Below are 22,084 nucleotides of genomic sequence, written 5' to 3' on the forward strand. Positions count from 1 at the left end.
TGAAGGCAGATCCGTTAAGAAAATCAATTAGCTCTATCGCCATGGCCTGTGTCTTCACAGGACATATTTGTTTCGGCTTGTGAAGACACAAAGTGAGGCGGATAGACACAGACCGAGGCTGAGAGGCTCTGACGCATAGACCTTATATAGCAGGGAAAGAATAGAAAAAAATCTGTTGATTTATTCATAAGGAGAAGGGCTGATACTTGTCCAGCCCCCATCAACTACTATTGTTTGCCCGGTAATATGTTTTGCTGCGTCCGAAACAAGAAAGGCGGCAGCTTTAGCAACATCTTCCGGAGAAGCAGGGTTTCCTAATGGAGTCAGCTTCGACCAGGTCTTCTCGTAATTTGGATCAAGTGCTGTTCTCGAAGTCATAGTAGCACCTGGAGCTACACAATTGACTCTGATTCCAAAGGGAGCAAGTTCCAGGACGAGATTTTTTGCCAACATTTCAATTGCTGCCTTGCTCATCGCATATGCGGCAAGGTTTTCATGACTTTGGTGAGCAGTGACAGAGGAAGTGAGGAGAATAGAGCCGCCGTTTGGCTGGGATTTCATTACCAAAGCAGCTGCTTGCGTGAGAAAGAATGTACCCACCTGATTGACTCTTGTTACCTCCATAAAGTCCTCTCTAGAGTATTCGAGAAAGTTACCAAATAACGTAATCCCGGAGTTTGCAACGACGATATCTACAGATCCAAAATGGGTCATTGCAGCTTCAATCATTTTGTTGATTGTTTCTTGATCACTCGAATCACCCGGAATTGCAATTGTTGGCATTCCAAATTGATTTGAAATCTTTTTACATGCATCCCGGATTAGACCTTCTTCTAAATCATTTAATACAAGATTTACACTTTCAGCAGCCAGTTTTTCAGCAATTGCTAAACCGATTCCCTGGCCTGCTCCTGTTATAATGGCGGTTTTTCTAGTGCTCATGGTACTACTTTAATGAGAATCTCTTTTGACTTCAGAACCTGAGCTTCCCTGAAGGAAGTCAAAATCTACTCCTTCATGTGCCTGGTTTACTTTGTCCAAAAATAAATTTACATACCCTCTTTCGTAAGGGAGTTGAATGGGCTTAAACTCCGCTTTTCGGGCCTCAAATTCTTCTTCAGAAATCAGTAGGTTAAGAGTTCTTGCAGGAACATTTAACTCAATTAAATCTCCTGTTTTCACCAATGCCAATGGTCCACCGATGGCAGATTCCGGAGAAACATGCAGGACGACTGTTCCATATCCTGTTCCGCTCATCCTTCCATCTGAGATCCTGACCATATCCTTGATACCTTTATCCAGGATTTTTTTTGGCAAGGTCATATTTCCTACCTCAGGCATTCCAGGATACCCTTTTGGTCCAACATTCTTCAAAACCATGATAGAGTTTTCGTCTATATCCAAATTGGGGTCATCGATTTTGGCTTTGTATTCATCTATCGTTTCAAAAACTACTGCCTTGCCTGTATGGGTCAATAAATGTGGGCTTGCAGCTGAAGGTTTAATCACAGCTCCGCTTGGGCAGAGATTACCTTTTAAAACTGCGATTCCTGAGTCAGGCTTAATCGGTTTTTCAAAGGTTCCGATTAAATTTCGATCATAACACTCTGCCTTTTCAATGTTTTCTCCAATCGTTTTCCCATTGATGGTTAAGGCATCTTTATGAAGGAATTTTTCCATCTCTTTCATAACAGCGGGAAGTCCTCCGGCATAAAAAAGATCCTCGACCCAAAATTCACCTGAGGGTTGAACATTTGCTATTAATGGGATTTTAGAGGAGAAATGATCAAAATCTGTCAAATCCAATTCCACACCAATTCTTTTTGCAATAGCAGTCAAATGAAGAATGAAGTTAGTAGATCCTCCTAAAGCGGCATTGACCATAATTGCATTTTCAAACGCCTTTCTGGTCAAAATCTTACTCATTTTTAGATCTTCATTGACCATTTCCACGATTCTCATCCCAGCCATATGGGCCAGTACTTTTCGTCTTGAATCTGCAGCCGGAATCGTTGCATTGTCTGGTAATGCTAAACCCAATGATTCTACCATCGCTGCCATGGTAGAGGCTGTTCCCATTGGAGCGCAATGTCCAACAGATCTTGACATGGCGGCTTCTGCTTCTATGAAATCTTCTTGAGAAAGCTTTCCTGTTTTAAAATCTTCTGCAAAACGCCAAACATCGGAGGTGCCGATTTTTTTTCCTTTAAATCTACCAACCAACATCGGACCTCCAGAAACTACCAAAGCTGGAATGTCAACGGATGCTGCTCCCATCACTAATGAAGGGGTTGTTTTATCACACCCACACATGAGGACTACACCATCCATGGGATTGGCTCGAATGCTTTCCTCCACATCCATACTCGCCAGATTTCTGAAAAGCATGGCGGTCGGTTTAATAGAACATTCCCCTAAAGACATAACAGGGAATTCAAGAGGAAATCCACCTGCTTCCCAAATTCCTCTTTTGAGTGCTTCAGCAAGATCTCTGAAATGTGCATTACAGGGGGTGAGTTCCGACCAGGTATTACAGATGCCGATAACCGGCTTGTCACCTTCAAATAGGTGATGGGGAAAACCTTGGTTTTTCATCCAAGATCTATAAATGAAACCGTCTTTTCCAGTTCTTCCGTACCATTCTTGGCTTCTGAGTTTTTTCTTAGTCATAGGTTGTTTTGGCAAATGAGATCAAAATTTACCAAAAATTTTCTGAAGGAGCGGAAGTAAAGAAGAATGTGTGGAAATTAATCTTTTAATGAGCTAATTACTTTTTCAAGCGCATCAAGGTCTATGGTGAAATCTGAGGTGATAGTATCCTGAGAATCACCATGATTTCTAGTGTAATAATATTTTAGCCCTAGCGCATTCGCTAAATTAAAATAACAATTTGTTTTTGCGTCTCCATGATTTCGAAGTTCTATTACTTCGCTATCCTTAGGAAGAAAGATCATATTGGTTAGGGCAGCGCCATGAAGGGAAACTAATGTCTTTGTTTCTGACATTAAAGCAATTTGTTCTTTCAGATTCAGTTTTTCTGTATAAAAAATCTCAAAACCATGTTTGATCATTAATAGCTCCACATCGACTTCATTATGTGTTTTTCTTTTGGGGGCATATTTTCTACTGATATAAATTTTTCGAGTAGGTTTTTTTTCTGACTGTATGCTTAATTTATTACGGGTTGCTTGGGTAAGCTCAATGTTAAAATTTGGGAAAGTGGCCGTTCTAGGTGTCAGCACTAGATTTTCCACATATAGATTTTCATTGGATTGATAAAAGATCGCCTTGACATTTAAGATTTTCAAGGTTTCAGATACATAGGGGAGGTGTCTATATGAATCATGAAGAATTACCTGATCGGAGATCCCCGTATTTAATCCGACCCACAACCTAGGAAGGCAGTCTGTTATCCAGTGAAAATAATCAGCGCTGTATTCGTCTTTTATCCAAATTGCATGAGGAATTTTTCTCCATTTTTTAAGAATGCAATGAGCAATTCTTTTTCCTACTGGTAAAACCCCCAAAGAATTCACGTGTGTGTGAGTGGTGTAAAAACTCATATGTGAGGGTGAGAAGACAGTATCCTGAAGAATAACCGACTTTTCTAAATGAAGGATAGGATGAATTTTGAATTTGCATTCATAATCTCCTTCAAATAACTTTTCATCCTCAGGTTGAAGATTTAAAGGTGGATTTCTCTTAATGTAAATTTCCTCCAACAAAGCCCAAATAGTATTGAAAATAAAAAGATATCTACCCGACAAAAGTCGGGCAGACTTTATGAAATTCTTTCGATTTCTGCTCCTAATGCATTCAGTCGCTCATCTATAAATTGATAGCCTCTATCGATTTGTTCGATGTTATCTATTATTGAAGTTCCGGTAGCAGATAGTGCGGCTATTAGCAATGAAACCCCAGCTCTAATATCAGGAGATGTCATTCGGATACCTTTTAAAGGGTATTTTCTATCCAAACCGATTACTGTTGCACGATGGGGATCACATAAAATAATTTGTGCTCCCATATCAATTAATTTATCGACGAAAAACAGTCTGCTTTCAAACATTTTTTGGTGAACTAAAACTGTCCCTTTCGCTTGGGTAGCTGTAACTAATACTATACTTAATAAATCAGGGGTAAAACCGGGCCAAATTGCGTCTGCAACAGTTAAAATAGAACCGTCTATGAAGGTTTCAATTTCATAATGTTTTTGAGCAGGAATAAAGATGTCGTCACCTCTAATCTCCAATTTTATCCCCATCCTTCGAAACGTTTCCGGGATGATCCCTAATCGATGTACCTGTGCTTCCTTTATGGTAATTTCCGACTCGGTCATAGCCGCCAGACCAATAAAAGACCCAATCTCTATCATATCCGGAAGCATTTTATGCTCGGTACCTCCTAATTTTTCAACTCCTTCAATGGTAAGCAAATTTGATCCTACTCCCGAGATTTTTGCTCCCATCCTATTTAGCATGTCACAAAGCTGTTGTAAATAAGGCTCACATGCGGCATTGTAAATAGTGGTTCTACCTTCAGCCATGACAGCTGCCATAAGGATATTGGCTGTTCCTGTGACTGAAGCTTCATCCAAAAGCATATAACAGCCTTTCAGATTCTTTCCATCAATATGGAAAATTTCATTTTTAGAATCGTATTTGAATTTAGCTCCGAGCTTTTGAAAACCGAAAAAGTGCGTATCCATTCTACGTCTTCCGATTTTATCACCTCCTGGCTTGGATAATTTACCTGTGCCAAATCTTGCCAGCAAAGGCCCTAAGATCATAACAGAACCCCTCAAGGAAGATGCTTTTTTTAAAAAATCCTCTGTTTCCAAATACCCAAGATTCACCTGATCTGCCTTGAATGAATAGGATTCAGGGCCAAGTTTGGTCACTTTGACTCCCATGTCACCTAATAACTCTATCAGTTTATTGACATCACGAATATTTGGGATTTTATGAATAGTGACCTCCTCAGAAGTGAGAAGAACAGCACAAAGGATTTGCAAGGCTTCGTTTTTCGCTCCCTGCGGGATGATTTCACCTTTTAGATGATTTCCCCCTTTGACCCGAAATGATGCCATTAATTTCTACGTTTTTTGTTATGGTTATTAGAGCGACGTTTGTTTGTGTGCGATCTCTTGTTTTTATGGCTATGCTCAGCTTGTAAGGCAGGTTTAAAGTCTCTTCGGGTATTTGATTCAAAAAGCCCGTTTTCCTTAACTTTTTCAAGGTCAATATGAAGTTTTCCTTTTGACAAGGTTTTGATGTCATCTAAGATGATTCCATCGTCAAAATTTTCTCTATTCCAGGTTGTATGAAAACTTCTCATCAATTGGCCAATAAAAATTATTGCAGCCTCTTGCTCCTCATCATTCTCAATATCAATGGCATTTTCAATCAGTTTTTCGATGTTTCTGCCATAGTGTTTGAATTTGATTTCTCCTTTCGGATATCCAATATGTGCCGGTTTCTTCCCAAGCAGTTCTTTTTCAGGCATTGGATAGGGACTGTCAACATCCAGTTTAAAATCAGACATGATATACAAATCATCCCATAATTTCTGGTCATTTTCCTGCTTCAGAGGAGGATTAAGTTGCTTAATAATTTCGATGGCGGTATAGGCACTTGCTGTGCGCTTTTCGCGGTCTTCAATACCTGTGATATAATCAACTAGGCGTTGAACGTTTTTGCCGTATTCTTTCAAAATGAGTTTTTGTTTGTCAGGTTTTAGTTGCTCCATGTGACCTCCCATTTTTGCTTAACAAAAGATAGCAAAAAAATACCAAAAGGCAGGAAGGCAGGTGATTAGTCTATAATTCTGAGCTTCGCAAAGCTAAGTAATAAAGTTTTCTCTCCAAAATGTTCGAATTGAATCCTTGCTTTTCTATTAAGTCCTTCAGTTTCAATTTTTTGAACTTTCCCAAAACCAAATTTGGGATGTTCCACCAGTTGCTCCGCTCGCAGGTTATTCGTATTTGAGGGTTTAAAGTCGGGACTTGGGGTATGTACCTTCATGGTACTATGTCTCCTTGTTTCAGGTTTCTTGTTGATTCCGATGAATCCAGAACTGCCAGATAATCCTTCTTTTCGGAAAGCTCCAGGCATTTCCCTACTGGCAAACCTTTTATTAACTTTTATACATGCCGGATCTACTTCTTCTAAGAACCGACTTGGCTCACAATTTAACAATCTACCAAATCGATAACGAGTTAAAGCATATGTAAAGTATAATTTATCCATAGCTCTTGTCGTGGCCACATAGAATAATCTTCTTTCTTCTTCAAGATCTTCTCTGCTTTGCATCATCATCTGAGAAGGAAATAGATCTTCTTCTAATCCCACCACAAAAACCTGTTTGAATTCTAATCCTTTGGAGGAATGAATTGTCATCAGGGTAATTGCTTCCGTTTGATCTTTATCTTGATCGTTGTCCGTAAGTAAGGCAATTTCCTGTAAAAATGCTCCTAGGCTTTTATCTTCATTTTCGGGGTTGTCAACATATTCTTTGATGGCATTCAGAAGTTCCTGCACGTTTTCGTACCGATTGAGACCTTCGATAGTTTTATCCTCATAAAGTTCTCTCAGCAAACCGCTTTGTTTTGCAATATTGTTAGCTGCCTCAAAAGCATCCTTTCTTTCCACATCGATCTGGAATGCTTTGATCATGGTAGCAAAGTTATCTACCGAATTAGCTGCTCTTTCTGGAAGAAAACTATGTGCATTTTTTACAACTTCCCAAAGGGGGATATCATGGTCATATGCAGCGACGAGCATTTTTTCTACAGAAGTATCTCCTACACCTCTTTTAGGATAATTAATGACTCTTTTAAATGCTTCTTCATCGGCTGGGTTAACCGTAAATCTCATGTAAGCCATCAAATCTTTGATTTCCTTTCTTTGATAGAAAGAAAGTCCTCCCACAATCTTATAAGTAAGATTCATTTTTCGGAGAGCCTCTTCCATAGATCTGGATTGAGAGTTAGTCCTATAAAGAATCGCAAAATCATTATTGCTGAGCTTCTTATTGTTTTTTTCTTCGAAAATTGTATTGGCTACAATCCTTCCTTCCTCATTGTCTGAACTCGCTTTGATCAGTTCGATCTGATCACCTTCAGGGTTAGAAGTCCAGACCACCTTTTTAAGCTGTGCTTTATTTTTATCGATAATTGAGTTGGCAGCTCCCACAATTGTTTTGGTTGACCGATAATTTTGTTCCAGCTTAACTACAAAAAGGTCAGGATAATCTTTTTCGAAGTTTAGGATGTTTTGGATATCAGCTCCTCGGAAAGCATAAATACTCTGGGCATCATCACCCACCACACAGATGTTTTGATGTGCCGAGGCCAGTTTTTTGGTAATCAAATACTGAGAGACGTTAGTATCTTGAAACTCATCTACCATGATGTATTTGAATCGCTGCTGGTATTTGTTCAAAACATCAAGATGATCTCTGAAAAGTAAATTTGTATTAAAGAGCAAATCATCAAAATCCATCGCCCCGGCTTTGAATAGCCTTTCCTGATATCGCTGATAAATCTCACCCATTTTAGGCTTCATTGCAGCCTCATCATCGGCTTTTACAAAAGGGTCATTTTGATAAGCTTCCCAATGAATCAGTCGATTTTTAGCTCCGGAAATCCTGGAAAGGACGGTATTGGCTTTATAAACTTTATCATCCAAATGCATTCCTTTTACAATTGAACGGATTAATGATTTGGAATCATCTGTATCATAAATGGTGAAATTGGACGGATAGCCAATTTTTCCTGATTCTACTCTTAGAATTTTAGCAAAAACTGAGTGGAACGTTCCCATCCAGGTATTTCGTGCTTCAAGGCCAGCCAAAGATTCTATTCTATGTTTCATTTCGCTGGCAGCTTTATTTGTAAAAGTCAGCGAAAGAATATTAAATGGGTCGACTCCTTTGGCGTAAATCAAATGAGCAATTCTATAGGTAAGCACTCGGGTCTTTCCCGAGCCAGCACCTGCAATTATCATTAAAGGTCCTTCAGTATGTTCTACAGCATCTCGCTGAGGTGGGTTTAAACTTTCTAGGTAATCCATTCTAGCTTCTAATCTTTTTTCTATTTACCCAATTTATGAGATTTTCCATCTCTTGTGACTCCAAAGGTATAAGTCTGGTTGCTCCCTAATGTTTTCTTCTAGCTTTTTACAGAAGGTATCGGTAATACTATGCGGCTCATCAGAGTCATAAGGAGGCGTAGCCAAAGGCACAAATTCAAAATTATAATGGCCCCGCTTTACTTTTTTCATTATTCCGAAAAGAACATGAAGATTCATTTTTTTAGAAAGAATCTCAGCTCCCTCGAAAAACACTGCTGGTCTATTCAGAAAATCTCTTTGATATCGCTTTTCGGAAGCTGGTGGGCGCTGATCCGATCCTAAAAGTACGATTCTAGGATCTTTTCTCAAGGTAAGCATACCTCTCCTAAACTCTTTCTTTTCTGTAACATATCCGCCAAATCGTGTCCTGATTTTTTTCATCAGCTCATTGAAAAACGAATTATTTATTTTCAGATAGATGGTCTCAACAGGAACTTCTGAGTATAAATTGATTCCAATAACACCCATTTCCCAATTAAAGAGATGACCAGCCACCATCAAAGAACTTATACCTTTTTTAACAGGAGTATCTAATCCTTCTTGGTTTACTATGACAAACCTGCGGCGGAATTCTTTTTCCGATATTGTCAGGGATTTGATGGTCTCTGCAAATGTGTCAGTAAAATTACGATAAAAACGATTTCGGATCTTTTTTCGCTCTGCCTCTGAAAGTTCAGGAAAGGCATAATAAAGGTTTTCATCTATAACTTTCTTTCTATATCTAATGACAAAACGTGCAACTAGATAAAGCACATCTGTAAATAGATAAAGTACAGAAAGTGGTAGTCGTGAGAACAGCCTAATGAAAAACATAGAATGAGTGCTGGGGATTTGGCAACATAGCGCCTTTTCAACAGACAAAATAAAGGAAAAGCAGGGAAAAGTTCCCGATTCCTAGTTATAATTTGACTCAATCATTACTTTTGAAACATATGTCGGAAGTACAGCGAAGGAAATATTCTCAGGTAGAGAAAAACACCATCTTCGATGGAGAGTTTATGCCACACATAGACTCTATGTACAATTTTGCTTATAGACTCACCTTTGATGAGGATGATGCAAAAGATCTTGTGCAGGATACCTATCTCAAAGCCTATCGTTTTATTAATTCTTTTGAGCAAGGAACAAATGCCAAAGCTTGGCTGTTTCGAATCTTGAAAAATAGTTTTATCAACGAGTATCGTAAAAAAAGTAAACAACCTGCCAAAGTAGATTATCAGGAAGTTGAAACTTATTACAACTCAGATGATGTTGACTATCAAAGCACAACTGATTTAAGAGCTGAATCAGTCAAAGGCATGATTGGTGATGAAATATCAAATGCTCTTAATAGCCTTGCTATTGACTTCAGGACAGTCATTATTCTTTGTGATTTGGAAGGTTTTACTTACGAGGAAATGGCCAAAATTTTGGATATCCCAATTGGAACCGTCCGTTCTAGGCTTCATAGAGCCAGAAACTTATTGAAAGAAAAGTTAAAAGGATATGCCCAGCATATGGGCTACAATACAGAGGAAGAGGAGGAAATTTAAAGTAGAATTACGCATGGAAATGAATGAAGAAACATCCGGTGAACGAAAGTTGAAGTGTGGCGATACTAGCAAATGCTTTGAACTTTTAGAAAGTATTCTTGATGGAGAAATGGATAATTCCAAAGAAGTTTTAAAAGAAAAGTTGGCTAAATGTCAACCTTGCTTTGAGCACTACCATTTAGAACAAGCAATCCGGGATGTATTGAAAACGAAATGTACTAAACATAAGGTTCCAAGTGAATTGGCGGATGGAATTCGCCAGAAAATTCAGGATATCAAATAAAACATGACCCAAGGCAAGGCCATCATTTTTTCTGCTCCTTCCGGATCAGGTAAAACCTCATTAGTCAGACACCTGATTCAAAAAATCCCAAATCTGGGATTTTCTATTTCTGCATGTACCCGTGATAAAAGAGGACGCCATGAAGTTCATGGGAAAGATTATTATTTTCTTTCTCAGGAGGAATTCAAGAAAAGAATTGATGAAGATGCCTTTATCGAATGGGAAGAAGTTTATGAAGGAAATTTTTATGGGACGCTGAAGGAGGAAATCCAACGTATTTGGGACTCTGGAAGAGCAGTGATTTTTGATGTGGATGTAAAAGGTGGATTGGCACTGAAAAAATATTTTGGAGATCAGGCACTGGCGATTTTTGTAAAAGTCCCTTCTCTTGAAGTACTTGCTTCCAGACTCAGTGATCGGGGTACAGAATCTGAAGAATCCCTCTCCAGAAGATTATACAAAGCCCAATTTGAAGCAAAATTTGAACCTCAATTCGATGTGACAATTGTCAATGACGATTTCGCTGTTTCCTCGGCAGAAGCAGAAAAATTGGTTGGGGATTTTTTAGCAAAATGAGGGATAAAATCGAAATAATTGAAAATATTTCCTTTCTCAAGATGATCAAAATTTTGAAGCTTTCGGGTTTTCAATTACTAACAGGTAGTCTGATTTATATTAACCAATTATAAACAGATGAAAATAGGACTCTATTTCGGTTCTTTCAATCCCATTCATATTGGTCATTTGATCATTGCTGATACACTCCATGATAGGACCGATCTTGATCAGGTTTGGTTTGTAGTTAGCCCACAAAATCCATTAAAGAAGAGACAATCGCTTATTCATGAGTTTGATAGACTGAGAATGGTGGAGTTAGCCATTGAGGATAACTTCCATTTCAGGGCATCGGATGTGGAGTTTGCAATGCCCAAACCTAGTTATACCATCGATACGCTTGCTTATCTTACAGATCAATATCCCCAACATCAGTTCTGTTTATTTCTGGGTTCGGATAATCTAAGCCAACTGAAGCGTTGGAAAAACTACCAGATGATTTTAGATAATTATGAGATTTTTGTCTATCCAAGACCTGGTGAATCAACGACATTTGAGCACCCAAATATAAAGCTGATCGATGCGCCTTTGTTAGATATTTCGGCCACTTTTATCCGCAAATCCATATTAGCTGGAAAGTCAGTCAAATACCTTCTTCCTGAATCAGTGGTAGATTATATTCGGGATAGGAAGTTGTATTTGTAACTAGTATTAGATTTTTCATGGTTGAAATTCCTATTAAGTTGAAAATGTAATAAGAATAGAATCTTGGAGAACAAGAAAATTAATATTGAGTTGAATAATCACTTCTAATATCCCTGATTGAGTTATATCCAAAGAGTTTAAACTACCTAAATCATATTATCACTTGGAATAGGGCTTACTTTTTGTTTTCTTGAACTCAAACCCGGTAGCCAATCACTTTTTTAATCATCAAAAAGGACTTTAATGAAAAAACATACCTACGGAAGTGGATTGATAGGCAATTGTGCCTACATAGCTCATGTGGAAAAGGACACCAATATTAGTTGGTTATGCCTACCTAGATTCGATTCTGATTTTATTTTTGGAGGAATGCTGGACCGTGAAAGAGGAGGACAGTTTACAATCTTGCCAGAATCTGGCGAGTTTGAAACCACTCAATCTTACAGGGAAAACACCAATATTTTAGAAACTGTCGTTTCCTATGGAGAAAATAGCTATAAGGTTACGGATTTTGCTCCACGGTTTAAAAATTATGAACGTTACTATAAGCCATTGATGCTTATTCGTAAGGTGGAGTGTTTAAGTGGGACTCCTAGGATTAAAATAAAATGTGAACCCGTTACTGGATATGGAAAATCTAAATTAAATGCCAGCATGGGAAGTAACCATATAAGATATATGGGTATTGACCAAGAACTCAGGTTGACTACAAATGCTCCAATGAGTTATATTATTGATAATAAGGCATTTGCTTTTCATCGACCTGTTTATTTAGTGTTAACCTATGGAAGACCTTTGGAAGCACCTATTGAGACAACTTCTGAAAATTTCTTGCATGCAACAACTTCCTATTGGCAGGAATGGGCAAAATCTACCAGTATCCCCAATTTTCACCAGAAGTTTGTTTTGCGCTCTGCCTTGATTCTAAAAATCCACCAATATGAAGATACGGGAGCAATTATCGCTGCATCGACTACTAGCTTGCCGGAGTCCCCTGACTCGACTAGAAATTGGGACTATCGTTATTGCTGGATACGAGACACATATTACACTTTAACATGTTTCAATAGTCTAGGGCACTTTGAGGAATTGGAAAAGTACTTTGAGTTTATCCACAACCTTAATACAGGAGAAAATGGTCGATATCAACCCTTATATTCCATTACTGGAGATTCCCTTTTGACTGAAGAGATTTCGGATCTTGATGGTTATTTAGGTAACAAACCTGTAAGATTTGGCAACCAGGCGTACACGCATATTCAGAATGATCTTTATGGTCAGGTATTAGTTTCTCTTCTTCCTTTATACTCTGATCAGCGATTTACTGAAGAGGAGAGAAGTAATTCAAAACCTATGATCATGAACTTGCTTAATAAAATTGAAGCAACGATGCATGAAAAAGATGCTGGGTTATGGGAGTTTAGAAATCTCGCACAAGAGCATTGCTATACTTTCTTATTTCACTGGGCTGGAGCTAGTGCGGCTGCGAAAATAGGAATTCGATTGAAAAGCGATGACATGTATCAAAAAGCAATTTATCTCAGAGATGAAGCGATAAAAAAGATAGAGACTTGTTACTTACCCGATAAGAAAGCATATGGCCAGGCCGTGGGGTCTTCTTATATGGACGCATCTACGCTTCAATTGATAACGATGGGGTATTTTGGCGATAATTTAGAGCGTGCAAATGACCATTTAAAAGCATTGGAAGATGAATTGTTGGCAAAGGATTTTCTTTTCTATCGATATAAGCATATGGATGATTTCGGAGTGCCGGAAACTACTTTCCTTATTTGTGCTTTTTGGTATATCGAGGCATTGGCTTGTGTAGGAAGGGTAGATGAAGCAGTTGAAGGTTTTGAAACTTTAATAAAATACTGCAATCATTTGAATCTCTTCTCTGAAGATGTAGATCAAAAAACTGGAAGTCAATGGGGTAATTTCCCTCAAGCATATTCTCACGTAGGCTTGATGAATGCCGCCTTTAGGATAGGGAAGAAGCTAGATAAGCCAAACTTCCTCTAAAAAGTAATCCCGCAAAACTCTTTTTTTGTGGGATTATTTTTTATTTATCTTATTTGAATTCAATCACATGGGCTGAAGTAATAATCTGCTTTTTCCAAATCATCAAGAAAAAGGAAGTTTTCGTTTCAAAAGTTTCATTGATTAGTGCTCTTGATTTAATACTTAAATCAGCATTCAGATACACTTCTTGGCGAGCCGCATTGTAAAGGGAACTTTTTCCAGTCTCTCCAATTCCTAAAAATAAGTCGCTTAAGCATTATTGGTCTCAAGATTTTTGACTAGATAATTGGTTTCAGGCTATACAAAATTAGTTTTAACTTTATTGATAGTTTCAGTTAAGGTATTCTTTCTATTACTAATTATCTGACAGTAATATGGATTATTTTTTTTGTTCGTATTCCACTTTTTTAAAGAGGATAATCTTACTGGTTCTTTTCCTAGAACTTTTGATATTAGCCTGCTTAATCCAATTGATCATATGTTGCTAAAAAATATAGAATATGAGAATACTTGAAAAACTTATAGGAACACTCTTGATCGGACTATTTTTCCTAGGTACTTCTTGTTCCCAAAATACCTACAGGAAAATTAACAAAGAATATAAGAGAAATGTAAAGGAGGTAGCTAAAGCCTATAGAGAAATCCCAAAAACAAAAGAGGAATTAAATTATGATACCTTAATTATTACCGATGAATGGGTAGGCACGACAAACTTTAGTATCAGAAGACCCAACTTTGTCATTATTCATCATACGGCCCAAGACTCTTTAGGACAAACCATCGCTACATTTACAAAATCAAGTACTCAGGTAAGTTCACATTATGTGATTGCAAAAGATGGGACAATAGTCCAAATGTTGAATGATTATCTTCGTTCCTGGCATGCTGGAAGAGGAAAGTGGGGGGCTGTGACAGATTTAAATTCGGTTTCAATAGGAATTGAATTGGATAACAATGGTTTTGAGCCTTTTCCGGAGGAGCAAATAGAAAGTTTGTTGACTCTCTGTAAACGGTTAAAGTGGAAATATGGAATTCCTACAGCAAATTTCATTGGTCACTCGGATATAGCACCTTCAAGAAAAGTTGATCCCAACAAATATTTTCCATGGAAGAAATTAGCGGGGGAAGGTTATGGGTTTTGGTACGAAGAGGAGGTTGTTTTCCCTGAATTGGATGGGGTCAGTTCAATCCCTTTGGAAAATCCTGAGTCTTTTATCCAAGATACTTTTGACCCAATAATAGCACTTAGAATAATTGGATATGATGTCAGTAATCCTGCTTTGGCCATTCAATCCTTCAAGCTTCACTTTGTTCAAAATGAAGTGACGAGTGAGTTAACAGATCTTGATATTAGGATTCTGAAAAATTTATATAAAAAATACCTGTAAAACCTTACAGGTATTTTATGGTTCTAGATATCCGCTAGTTTATGTAAAAGCTGCCGGACTTGTTTTACTGATTTGATGTTATAATTCGCTTGCGTATAGGCATACCCCACTCGAATCGAATAAGCATTTTTTGGCATTGCTTTGAAGGTATCCTCATCAGTCCAGTCATCACCAATAGCTAGGATAAAATCGAATTCATGTCCTTTCATTAATGAATTGGCAGCTCTACCCTTATTGATATCCGGACGCTTAATTTCCAACACCATATTTCCTTCCAAAACCTGTAAATTATGCCCTCTTGCCATATATTTCAAGTGACTGAAAAGCTCACGCATTCTTAGGTCTCCCAATCCACTTTCCACTTTTCTATAGTGCCAAACAAGCGAGTGGTGTTTTTCTTCTATAAATGCTCCTGGAGTCCTTAATACATAATATTCCATGATAGATCGGATATCGTCTTTCCAGCTATCATCCACTTCAGCATAGAGTTCCCATTCTTCGGTTTGATCTTTTCGGTGTACCCAAACACCATGTTCTGCAATCATATCAATTTTCTGACCCTTAAACCACTTGCCAAGCGTGTCCTTGTCTCTACCAGAAATGATCACTACCTGTGCTTTTCCACTCAAATCTTTGACTAGGCCTTTTAGCTCCGCATCTGGCACTGCATCTTGAGGATTGGATTTAAATCCTGTGAGTGTACCATCGTAATCAAGAAAGAAAATAGGGTTTTTGGCTTTTTTAAAACTTGTCTGAATTTCATTCATGACTTTAGCATCTACATCTTTCGATGTGAGTTCTGCTTGTTTAGCTTTCACATGATCGATTCGGTCCATAAAGACTTTTACCCACTGGAAAACATCATATTTCTTCAAGCTTTCCTGCATCGCACTAATTCGAGCTTTCTGCTCCTCTTCATTCATAGAAAGAGCTTCATAGATAGCATCAACAACACCCTGTCTGTCATTTGGATTTACCAAAATAGCGTCTTGTAATTCTTTTGATGCCCCGGCCATTTCGGATAATATTAAAACTCCGGTTTGATTTGTTTTACTCGCTACAAACTCTTTGCATACCAGATTCATTCCATCTCTCAAAGGCGTAACTAGCGCAATATCTGACATACTATAAAAAGCACTTAGTTCCTCAAAAGGGAAACTCCTATAAAAATAATGAACGGGAACCCAGTCCAACGTGGAATATTCACTGTTAATCCTACCAACCAACAGATCAATCTCTTCTTTTAACTCTTTATAAGATTGGACTTTGTCCCTAGAGGGCACTACAACCATAATCATGGAAACCTTGCCACGTAGTTCTTTATGTTGCTTTAATAGCTGATCAAACACTTGAATTCGCTGTGGGATTCCTTTTGAATAATCAAGTCTATCGATCGTCAAGAGTAATTTTTGATCTCCGACTTTTGCTCTAAAGTCTTTTACAATATTCAGTGTTTTTCTGCTCTTTGCCTGTTTCGCAAATTTATTGTAGTCGATTCCCATAGGGAAAGAATCAACATTAATGATTCGGTTTTCAGCCTGAATGTATCCGCTTTCACCGGACATTCCCGTGATTCGCCCAACTGCACTTAAAAAGTGGCGCATATCATCATAGGTGTGAAAGCCTATTAAATCAGCACCACACACACCCTCTAGAATTTGTTTTCTCCAAGGTATCATTCGGATAATCTCGTAAGAAGGGAAGGGGATGTGTTGAAAAAATGCGATCGTGGCATCTGGTAAAATTTCACGCAGCATTTGAGGCAAAAGCATCAACTGGTAATCATGAACCCAAATGGTGTCATCTGGATCTGCTTTTTTGATGATAGCTTCGCAAAATTTTTGGTTTACACGCACATAGGCTTCCCAATGCTCGGGATTGTAAACCATATATTGCGTGAAATAATGGAATGCCGGCCATAAAGTTTCATTACTGAATCCTTCATAAAACTGTTCAACATCATTTTTAGTAAGGAAAACCGGAGCCATTTTTAGATCATGAAGTTCTAATATGATCTCAGCTCTTTGCTCTGCATCATCGACTGTATTTCCGGGCCAGCCTATCCAGATATTTTCTCCAGATTTGTAGATGGAATCCAGGCCAGTTGCGAGACCTCCGGCGCTAGGTTTAAATTCGAATTTGCCATTGCGGTGACGCAAACTAATTGGCAATCTGTTAGATACTATAATGGTTTTAGCCATGGGTGGTATTAAGTTGAAAAACAAGAATGGAATTTATTTCTCATTCAAAAAGGCATATCCGAGAAGATAGGGATAATCCATCTGATTTAAAACAAAAAAAGGGCTAAAAGCCCTTTTTTTAACGATTTCTTAGAATAGAAATAATTCTTTCTCAAATCTGTAACTCGTACATAACGGCCCGAGTGAGACCATACATGTTTAGTTTGATTCTGCTAATCTTTCAGGTTTGGTACTTATATTTTCCCAAATATATTCACCTACCGCTAGGCCTTGTGTAACCCCATAATCAATTGCCGGCATATAATGAATTCCTCCATAAAATCTACTAATAGCGGCTTCTTTATAGGCTTGGCTGAAAGAATCGTATTCTCTAATTGGAAGACCGTAGGCCACCTCAGAACTATCTACCAAATAAAATTCATCTCCAAATAATTGACCTAAAGTATAGCCTGCAGCAGAAGATGCTACACTATGACCACTTGTATGTTCAGGGAACGGTGGAGTTTGCAAAATTGGAACCCACTCTTCATCAATATATTGGTTAATGTATGTTTCTGGGCGAATAAGGTTGCTGCGATATTTTTCATCCCAACAAGAAATAAATGCCTCATTTAGGGCAATTCCTGTCAAAGCAAGAGTTTCAGCAGAACCTTTCCAGTCTTTACCTGCAGCTTTGTTGGCAATTGCCGCAATACTCATCCAGTGGCCCCCCGGAGTTATTTTTTTCTCAGCAAACATGACGTGTCCCTTTACATTCATTTTATAAGGGTTGCAATCCCAAAACAATGCTATTGCCTGTTGTTCAGGATCTGCTTTTACTGCAGCATCATAAACTTCCTTTGCAGCATTGTAAAATTCGGAGCCAGGTTCTACAGAAAATGGAGGAGGTGCCAAGGGCTTAAATTGAGCAGCTGAATCCAAAACAAACGTTCTGATTTTATTCCAATGAGGTTCGATCGCTTCCATATAAGCTGGAGGTGTTGGTTCCCAAGTCCCGAATTCGCCAGTAACAGTGTATTTCGGGAATGACCTGCTTTGATGATAATTATCCTTAGAAGCATAGGCTTTAATCACATCTCCTACCTCTTTTCCAAAGGAAACGGAGGCTTCGAAAACATCATCAGGAATTCCTTTGTCTTTTAACTCAGCAAAAACAGCATCTCTATGTTCGTTCATCATATCTTCAGAAAAAATCAAACTTGTACCTACATAATAATAAGCAGCAAGTGAAGCAAGAGGCAAATAGACTTCTTCTGAAGGGCTAAAGGTTGTTTTTACTGATCCGTTTAACTGTCCTAAAAGAGAAACATAATTTGGATCAGTACAAGCAGCAACTTCATACGCGGCCAAACTAGAATAGGAGTAAATCCTGGCAGCTACAGGAGGCGAGAAAATATCGTGAATGATAACTTCAGTGACTCTATTTTGTGCATTTGCTAAATAAGAACCATCAGTAATGGCATTCGAGAAATCAATTTCTTTTTGGCAAGCAAACATGCTTATGAGCAAGCTTAATCCAAATATGGTTTTTAATAAACGCATTTTATAAATTTCAATATTTAATCAATTAGACTGTAAATTTAAGGTAATCAATAGCGAAGCTCAAATTTTTTAATATTTGATAACCTTTTTTTGGGTTGGCAAAACTATTGGAAATTAACCGCTAAGCAAATGATTTTGATTAGGTTTATCTGTTTTTAACAGGATATATTACTCTATTAATATTAATGCTAAACTTCTACATCTATAAGAGACAGGATTAGTTTAGACCAAGTTAGTATAGAAATTAATTGGTTACATCTTTTTATAATATACTATTGGGTTTTGATTGCTAAAAAGGAATCAATTCCATTGTATTTTCTATAGTCCTTATATATAAGCCATTGAGGAGTTAGGTAAAATACTCAATTAGGAAAAGAGTTTGTAGAAAGCGTTTTATCTGTTTTTCAAATGTCTTCCGTGAGGTTTGAGGCAATTATCTAATTTTCACTAAATGATTTAATAATAGGATGTTATATATAGAGCTGACTCGATATTAATTCTCAAGTGAACCTATAATCATAAAAACGCTTAGAACTTTGATGGGTTTAAATAATGGGAAAAAATATAAATAATTAAGAAATTAGGAGACTGATAATTTGGTTTTTTTTAGAAACAGTTAATCTTAAATCTATTTTTTTTTAATAAATACCAAATTTAAATCAAAAACTTTGTTTACATTCCTAATCGAATTGGTGGACCTTTTTATTTTTAGAGAAACCTTTGGCAATTAACCATTAACCCAACAATAACATGAAAAAACAACTTCGAATGATTTTCGTGTTGTTCTCTTTTCTGATCTTTTGCGTAGGTAATTTGGCTTACGCTCAGCAGGCGAGAATTACAGGAAAAGTAACGGATGCAGCCACAGGAGAAGGAATTCCTGGAGTAAGCATTCTAATTAGCGGCACCACACGTGGAGTGGTGACGGATTTGGATGGGAACTATTCTATAGAGGCCAGTCCAAGTGATATTTTACAAATTTCATTTATCGGTTATATTACCGTAAATGAGGAGGTTGGTAACCGAACCGTTATCGATGTCGCTCTAGCTGAAAACATACAGGCTCTAAATGAAGTGGTAGTTGTTGGCTATGGTACCCAAGAAAAGAAAGAAATCACCAGTGCGGTAACTAGTATCAAATCTGAGGATTTTAATCAAGGTACAGTTAATGACCCAACCCAATTGCTTCAAGGAAAAGTTGCCGGTTTGAACATCGCTAGACCAGGAGGAAATCCTAACTCCGGATTTAATGTTCGTTTGAGAGGGATCTCCTCAATTGGAGAAAATGCTTCACCACTTGTTGTTATAGATGGAGTTATTGGTGCCTCATTAAGCACAGTAGACCCCAATGATATAGAGTCCATGGATGTTTTAAAAGATGGATCTGCTGCAGCTATTTACGGTACTAGAGGATCTGCAGGTGTAATCTTGGTAACTACTAAAAAAGGAAGGAAGGGTAGATCTGTTGTTGAGTTTAACAGTAGTGTAGCTGTTGAAAATGTAGCCAGGACTATTAGTGTCATGGATGCAGAAGAATATAAGTCGATACCTAATTCAAGAGACCTTGGAGGAAGTACCAACTGGCTAGATGAGGTTACAAATACAGGACTTAGTTTTATAAACAATCTTTCACTAGGTGGCGGTAATGAAAGTACCAGTTACAGGGTTTCGTTAAACTCTCGAAATGTAGACGGTGTTGGGATTAATTCCGGGTTTGACCAATTAAATGCCAGATTGAGTCTGACTCAAAGAGCTTTAAAAGACAAAGCAACATTTACTGTAAATATTTCAAATACAAAAGTTGACAGGGAATTTGGTAACGAAAATTCTTTTAGATATGCTATTATAAGCAATCCGACACTTCCCGTATTGGATCCAAATCCTCAAAGTCCCGATTTTGGAGGCTATTCAGAGCGAGATATTTTTGACTGGTTTAATCCTGTATCTATTGCGGAACAGAACATTGCAGATGGCCGAGATAACAGTCTTTTAGCAAGTATCCGTGGAGAATATAATTTCACTAGCAAGTTTACCGGTGCCTTGTTTTATTCCACCCAGAGAGAAACTGAATGGAGAGGGTCTTACTCTCCTAAGACTGCTAAATTCGGAGGTGGATTTGGTAGAAATGGTTTGGCCACTATTGTCAATAATGAAAGGCTTAATGATCTTTTCGAAGCTACACTGAATTATTACGAAACCTTTGGTAAAGTGGGTACGGCATTCTTGGCAGGGTATTCTTACCAGGAATTTCTAAATCAAGGAGATTTTACCCAAGCTGGGAATTTCCTAACAGACGCATTTACTTATAATAATATCGGCGCAGCACTTGATTTTGCCAATGGATTGGCTTCTGTTTCAAGTTATGCTAACTCAAACAAACTGGTAGCCTTCTTTGGACGTGTTAACTTCAATGTAGAAGATACCTATCTATTATCTCTGAGTGCCCGATATGAAGGTTCAACTAGATTTGGAGCGAACAACAAGTGGGGACTATTTCCTGCAATCAGTGCGGGTGTTAACATCGCTAATTTAGTAGACTTGTCAGGCGTAACTTCGATGAAATTCAGGGCAAGTTATGGTAGAACAGGTACGCAGCCAGGAGATTCCTATTTATCCTTACTAAGATTTGGCCGTCAAGGTAACTTCTTCTATAATGGTCAATTCGTGCCATCTTATGGACCGGTGTCAAACGCCAATCCTGATTTGGCATGGGAGACAAAGGATGAATTCAATATAGGTTTGGACTTTGTGATTTTAAATAACAAGCTAGATGGTGCAATTGACTATTACACTAGGGTGACTACTGGTATGATCCTACCTATCAACGTACCCGTACCACCAAATCTTTTTCCTACCACGCAATTGAACATCGGTGAAATGTCCAATTCAGGTTTGGAGGTTATGTTAAACTATAGAGCCATTCAAAATGCTGATTTCAGATGGACAACGGGAGTCAATTTCTCTACATTAAAGACAAATCTTAGAAGCTTATCGGCAGGAGATTTGAGTTTTGGAGAAGTTAATTATCGATCTAATTTTGGTTCTCCTGGTCAAAACCTAACACAATTGATCCGAATCCAAGAGAATGGTCCGCTGGGCCAAATTTGGGGACCAATTCAAGTGGGTGTCAGTGATGACGGAAGCCCGATAATGAAGGTTATCAATGGCACTGCTGAAGATGAAAACGGAAATCCTGTTTATTGTAACTGTAATGACGATAGAACTCAATTAGGTACAGCCTATCCTACTTTGAATTTTGGTTTCAATAACTCATTCAGCTACAAGAATTGGGATTTGAATTTCTTCTTAAGAGGATCATTTGGCCATTATCTGATTAACAGTTACAGAGGTTTTTATGAGAATACTGAAAGCACAACTGTTCAAAACTGGAATATTGTAAACACAAAATATTTCGATCCGAATATTACCAAAGCAGAATATAACAGCACGCATGTTGAAAAAGCTGACTTTGTGGTTTTGGACAATGCTACCCTCGGTTATAATTTTAATGTGCAGCCAGGCAAAGCAGTCGGAAGGATTAGGGCTTATGTTTCAGTGCAGAATCCCTTCATGTTTACCGGGTATACCGGTGTAGACCCTGAGGTAAGATATGGGGATTCAGAGTCAGGTAATGATCCGCTTGCTCCGGGCATTGAGCGAAGAGCAACATATTTCACTACCACGATCACTACTCTAGGCCTAAATCTAAGTTTCTAAGCTA

Annotated in this window: 17 protein-coding genes; 7 read left to right on the forward strand and 10 right to left on the reverse strand. The window is 38.0% G+C overall.

From position 1 onward, the window contains the following. Positions 1-180 precede the first annotated feature (180 nt). The 7 genes from AAGF08_RS16560 to AAGF08_RS16590 form a co-directional block, all read right to left on the reverse strand. Positions 181-942 carry an SDR family oxidoreductase gene (locus AAGF08_RS16560; RefSeq protein WP_343512435.1) on the reverse strand — a complete coding sequence of 254 codons (762 nt, stop codon included), beginning with the start codon at positions 940-942 and terminating at the stop codon, positions 181-183. A gap of 9 nt (positions 943-951) precedes the next feature. Beyond that, positions 952-2,670: an IlvD/Edd family dehydratase gene (locus tag AAGF08_RS16565; RefSeq protein WP_343512436.1), complete on the reverse strand. Its 1,719-nt coding sequence runs from the start codon at positions 2,668-2,670 to the stop codon at positions 952-954. A 77-nt stretch (positions 2,671-2,747) separates the two neighbouring features. After that, entirely contained in the window at positions 2,748-3,767 is a 1,020-nt protein-coding gene (locus AAGF08_RS16570; protein WP_343512438.1) for a glycosyltransferase family 61 protein, read from the reverse strand. Positions 3,768-3,781: 14 nt separating this feature from the next. Then, the gene (murA, locus tag AAGF08_RS16575; RefSeq protein ID WP_343512439.1) at positions 3,782-5,089 is read right to left on the reverse strand and encodes a UDP-N-acetylglucosamine 1-carboxyvinyltransferase; all 1,308 of its coding nucleotides are present in this window, start codon (positions 5,087-5,089) and stop codon (positions 3,782-3,784) included. Further along, the gene (locus AAGF08_RS16580; protein ID WP_343512440.1) at positions 5,089-5,748 is read right to left on the reverse strand and encodes a DUF4290 domain-containing protein; all 660 of its coding nucleotides are present in this window, start codon (positions 5,746-5,748) and stop codon (positions 5,089-5,091) included. Before AAGF08_RS16580 ends, murA begins: the two co-directional genes overlap by 1 nt. Positions 5,749-5,813: 65 nt before the next feature. Beyond that, the gene (locus tag AAGF08_RS16585; protein ID WP_343512441.1) at positions 5,814-8,072 is read right to left on the reverse strand and encodes a UvrD-helicase domain-containing protein; all 2,259 of its coding nucleotides are present in this window, start codon (positions 8,070-8,072) and stop codon (positions 5,814-5,816) included. A gap of 33 nt (positions 8,073-8,105) precedes the next feature. Beyond that, complete coding sequence (locus tag AAGF08_RS16590) at positions 8,106-8,945, reverse strand: lysophospholipid acyltransferase family protein (RefSeq protein ID WP_343512442.1); 840 nt, start codon at positions 8,943-8,945, stop codon at positions 8,106-8,108. A 119-nt stretch (positions 8,946-9,064) separates the two neighbouring features. On the opposite strand from AAGF08_RS16590, the gene AAGF08_RS16595 reads away from it, so the two are divergent. The 5 genes from AAGF08_RS16595 to AAGF08_RS16615 all read left to right on the forward strand — a co-directional run bounded on the left by AAGF08_RS16595 (position 9,065) and on the right by AAGF08_RS16615 (position 13,232). Continuing rightward, complete coding sequence (locus tag AAGF08_RS16595) at positions 9,065-9,664, forward strand: sigma-70 family RNA polymerase sigma factor (RefSeq protein WP_343512443.1); 600 nt, start codon at positions 9,065-9,067, stop codon at positions 9,662-9,664. Between the two features lie 13 nt (positions 9,665-9,677). Further along, on the forward strand, positions 9,678-9,947 hold the full coding sequence (locus tag AAGF08_RS16600) for an anti-sigma factor (RefSeq protein ID WP_343512444.1): 270 nt from the start codon (positions 9,678-9,680) through the stop codon (positions 9,945-9,947). Positions 9,948-9,950: 3 nt separating this feature from the next. Beyond that, positions 9,951-10,523, forward strand: a complete 573-nt coding sequence (gmk, locus tag AAGF08_RS16605) for a guanylate kinase (protein WP_343512445.1) — start codon at positions 9,951-9,953, stop codon at positions 10,521-10,523. A gap of 117 nt (positions 10,524-10,640) precedes the next feature. Continuing rightward, positions 10,641-11,207: a nicotinate (nicotinamide) nucleotide adenylyltransferase gene (nadD, locus tag AAGF08_RS16610; protein WP_343512446.1), complete on the forward strand. Its 567-nt coding sequence runs from the start codon at positions 10,641-10,643 to the stop codon at positions 11,205-11,207. A gap of 243 nt (positions 11,208-11,450) precedes the next feature. After that, complete coding sequence (locus AAGF08_RS16615; protein WP_343512447.1) at positions 11,451-13,232, forward strand: glycoside hydrolase family 15 protein; 1,782 nt, start codon at positions 11,451-11,453, stop codon at positions 13,230-13,232. Between the two features lie 49 nt (positions 13,233-13,281). On the opposite strand, the gene AAGF08_RS20570 is transcribed toward AAGF08_RS16615, so the two are convergent. Beyond that, positions 13,282-13,464, reverse strand: coding sequence for a DUF6567 family protein (locus AAGF08_RS20570; protein WP_353527560.1), 183 nt, complete (start codon positions 13,462-13,464; stop codon positions 13,282-13,284). Positions 13,465-13,732: 268 nt separating this feature from the next. On the opposite strand from AAGF08_RS20570, the gene AAGF08_RS16620 reads away from it, so the two are divergent. Continuing rightward, entirely contained in the window at positions 13,733-14,620 is an 888-nt protein-coding gene (locus tag AAGF08_RS16620; protein ID WP_343512448.1) for an N-acetylmuramoyl-L-alanine amidase, read from the forward strand. A gap of 23 nt (positions 14,621-14,643) precedes the next feature. Here AAGF08_RS16620 and AAGF08_RS16625 read toward each other — a convergent pair whose 3' ends face one another. After that, positions 14,644-16,821 carry a bifunctional alpha,alpha-trehalose-phosphate synthase (UDP-forming)/trehalose-phosphatase gene (locus tag AAGF08_RS16625; RefSeq protein ID WP_343512449.1) on the reverse strand — a complete coding sequence of 726 codons (2,178 nt, stop codon included), beginning with the start codon at positions 16,819-16,821 and terminating at the stop codon, positions 14,644-14,646. Between the two features lie 198 nt (positions 16,822-17,019). Then, the gene (locus AAGF08_RS16630) at positions 17,020-18,363 is read right to left on the reverse strand and encodes a vanadium-dependent haloperoxidase (RefSeq protein ID WP_343512450.1); all 1,344 of its coding nucleotides are present in this window, start codon (positions 18,361-18,363) and stop codon (positions 17,020-17,022) included. 750 nt (positions 18,364-19,113) lie between these two features. Between AAGF08_RS16630 and AAGF08_RS16635 the strand changes: the two genes are divergently transcribed. Next, the gene (locus tag AAGF08_RS16635) at positions 19,114-22,080 is read left to right on the forward strand and encodes a SusC/RagA family TonB-linked outer membrane protein (RefSeq protein WP_343512451.1); all 2,967 of its coding nucleotides are present in this window, start codon (positions 19,114-19,116) and stop codon (positions 22,078-22,080) included. The last annotated feature ends 4 nt before the right edge of the window (positions 22,081-22,084 follow it).

This window comes from Algoriphagus sp. SE2 (assembly GCF_039563885.1).
In the GTDB taxonomy this organism is placed as follows: Bacteria; Bacteroidota; Bacteroidia; order Cytophagales; family Cyclobacteriaceae; genus Algoriphagus.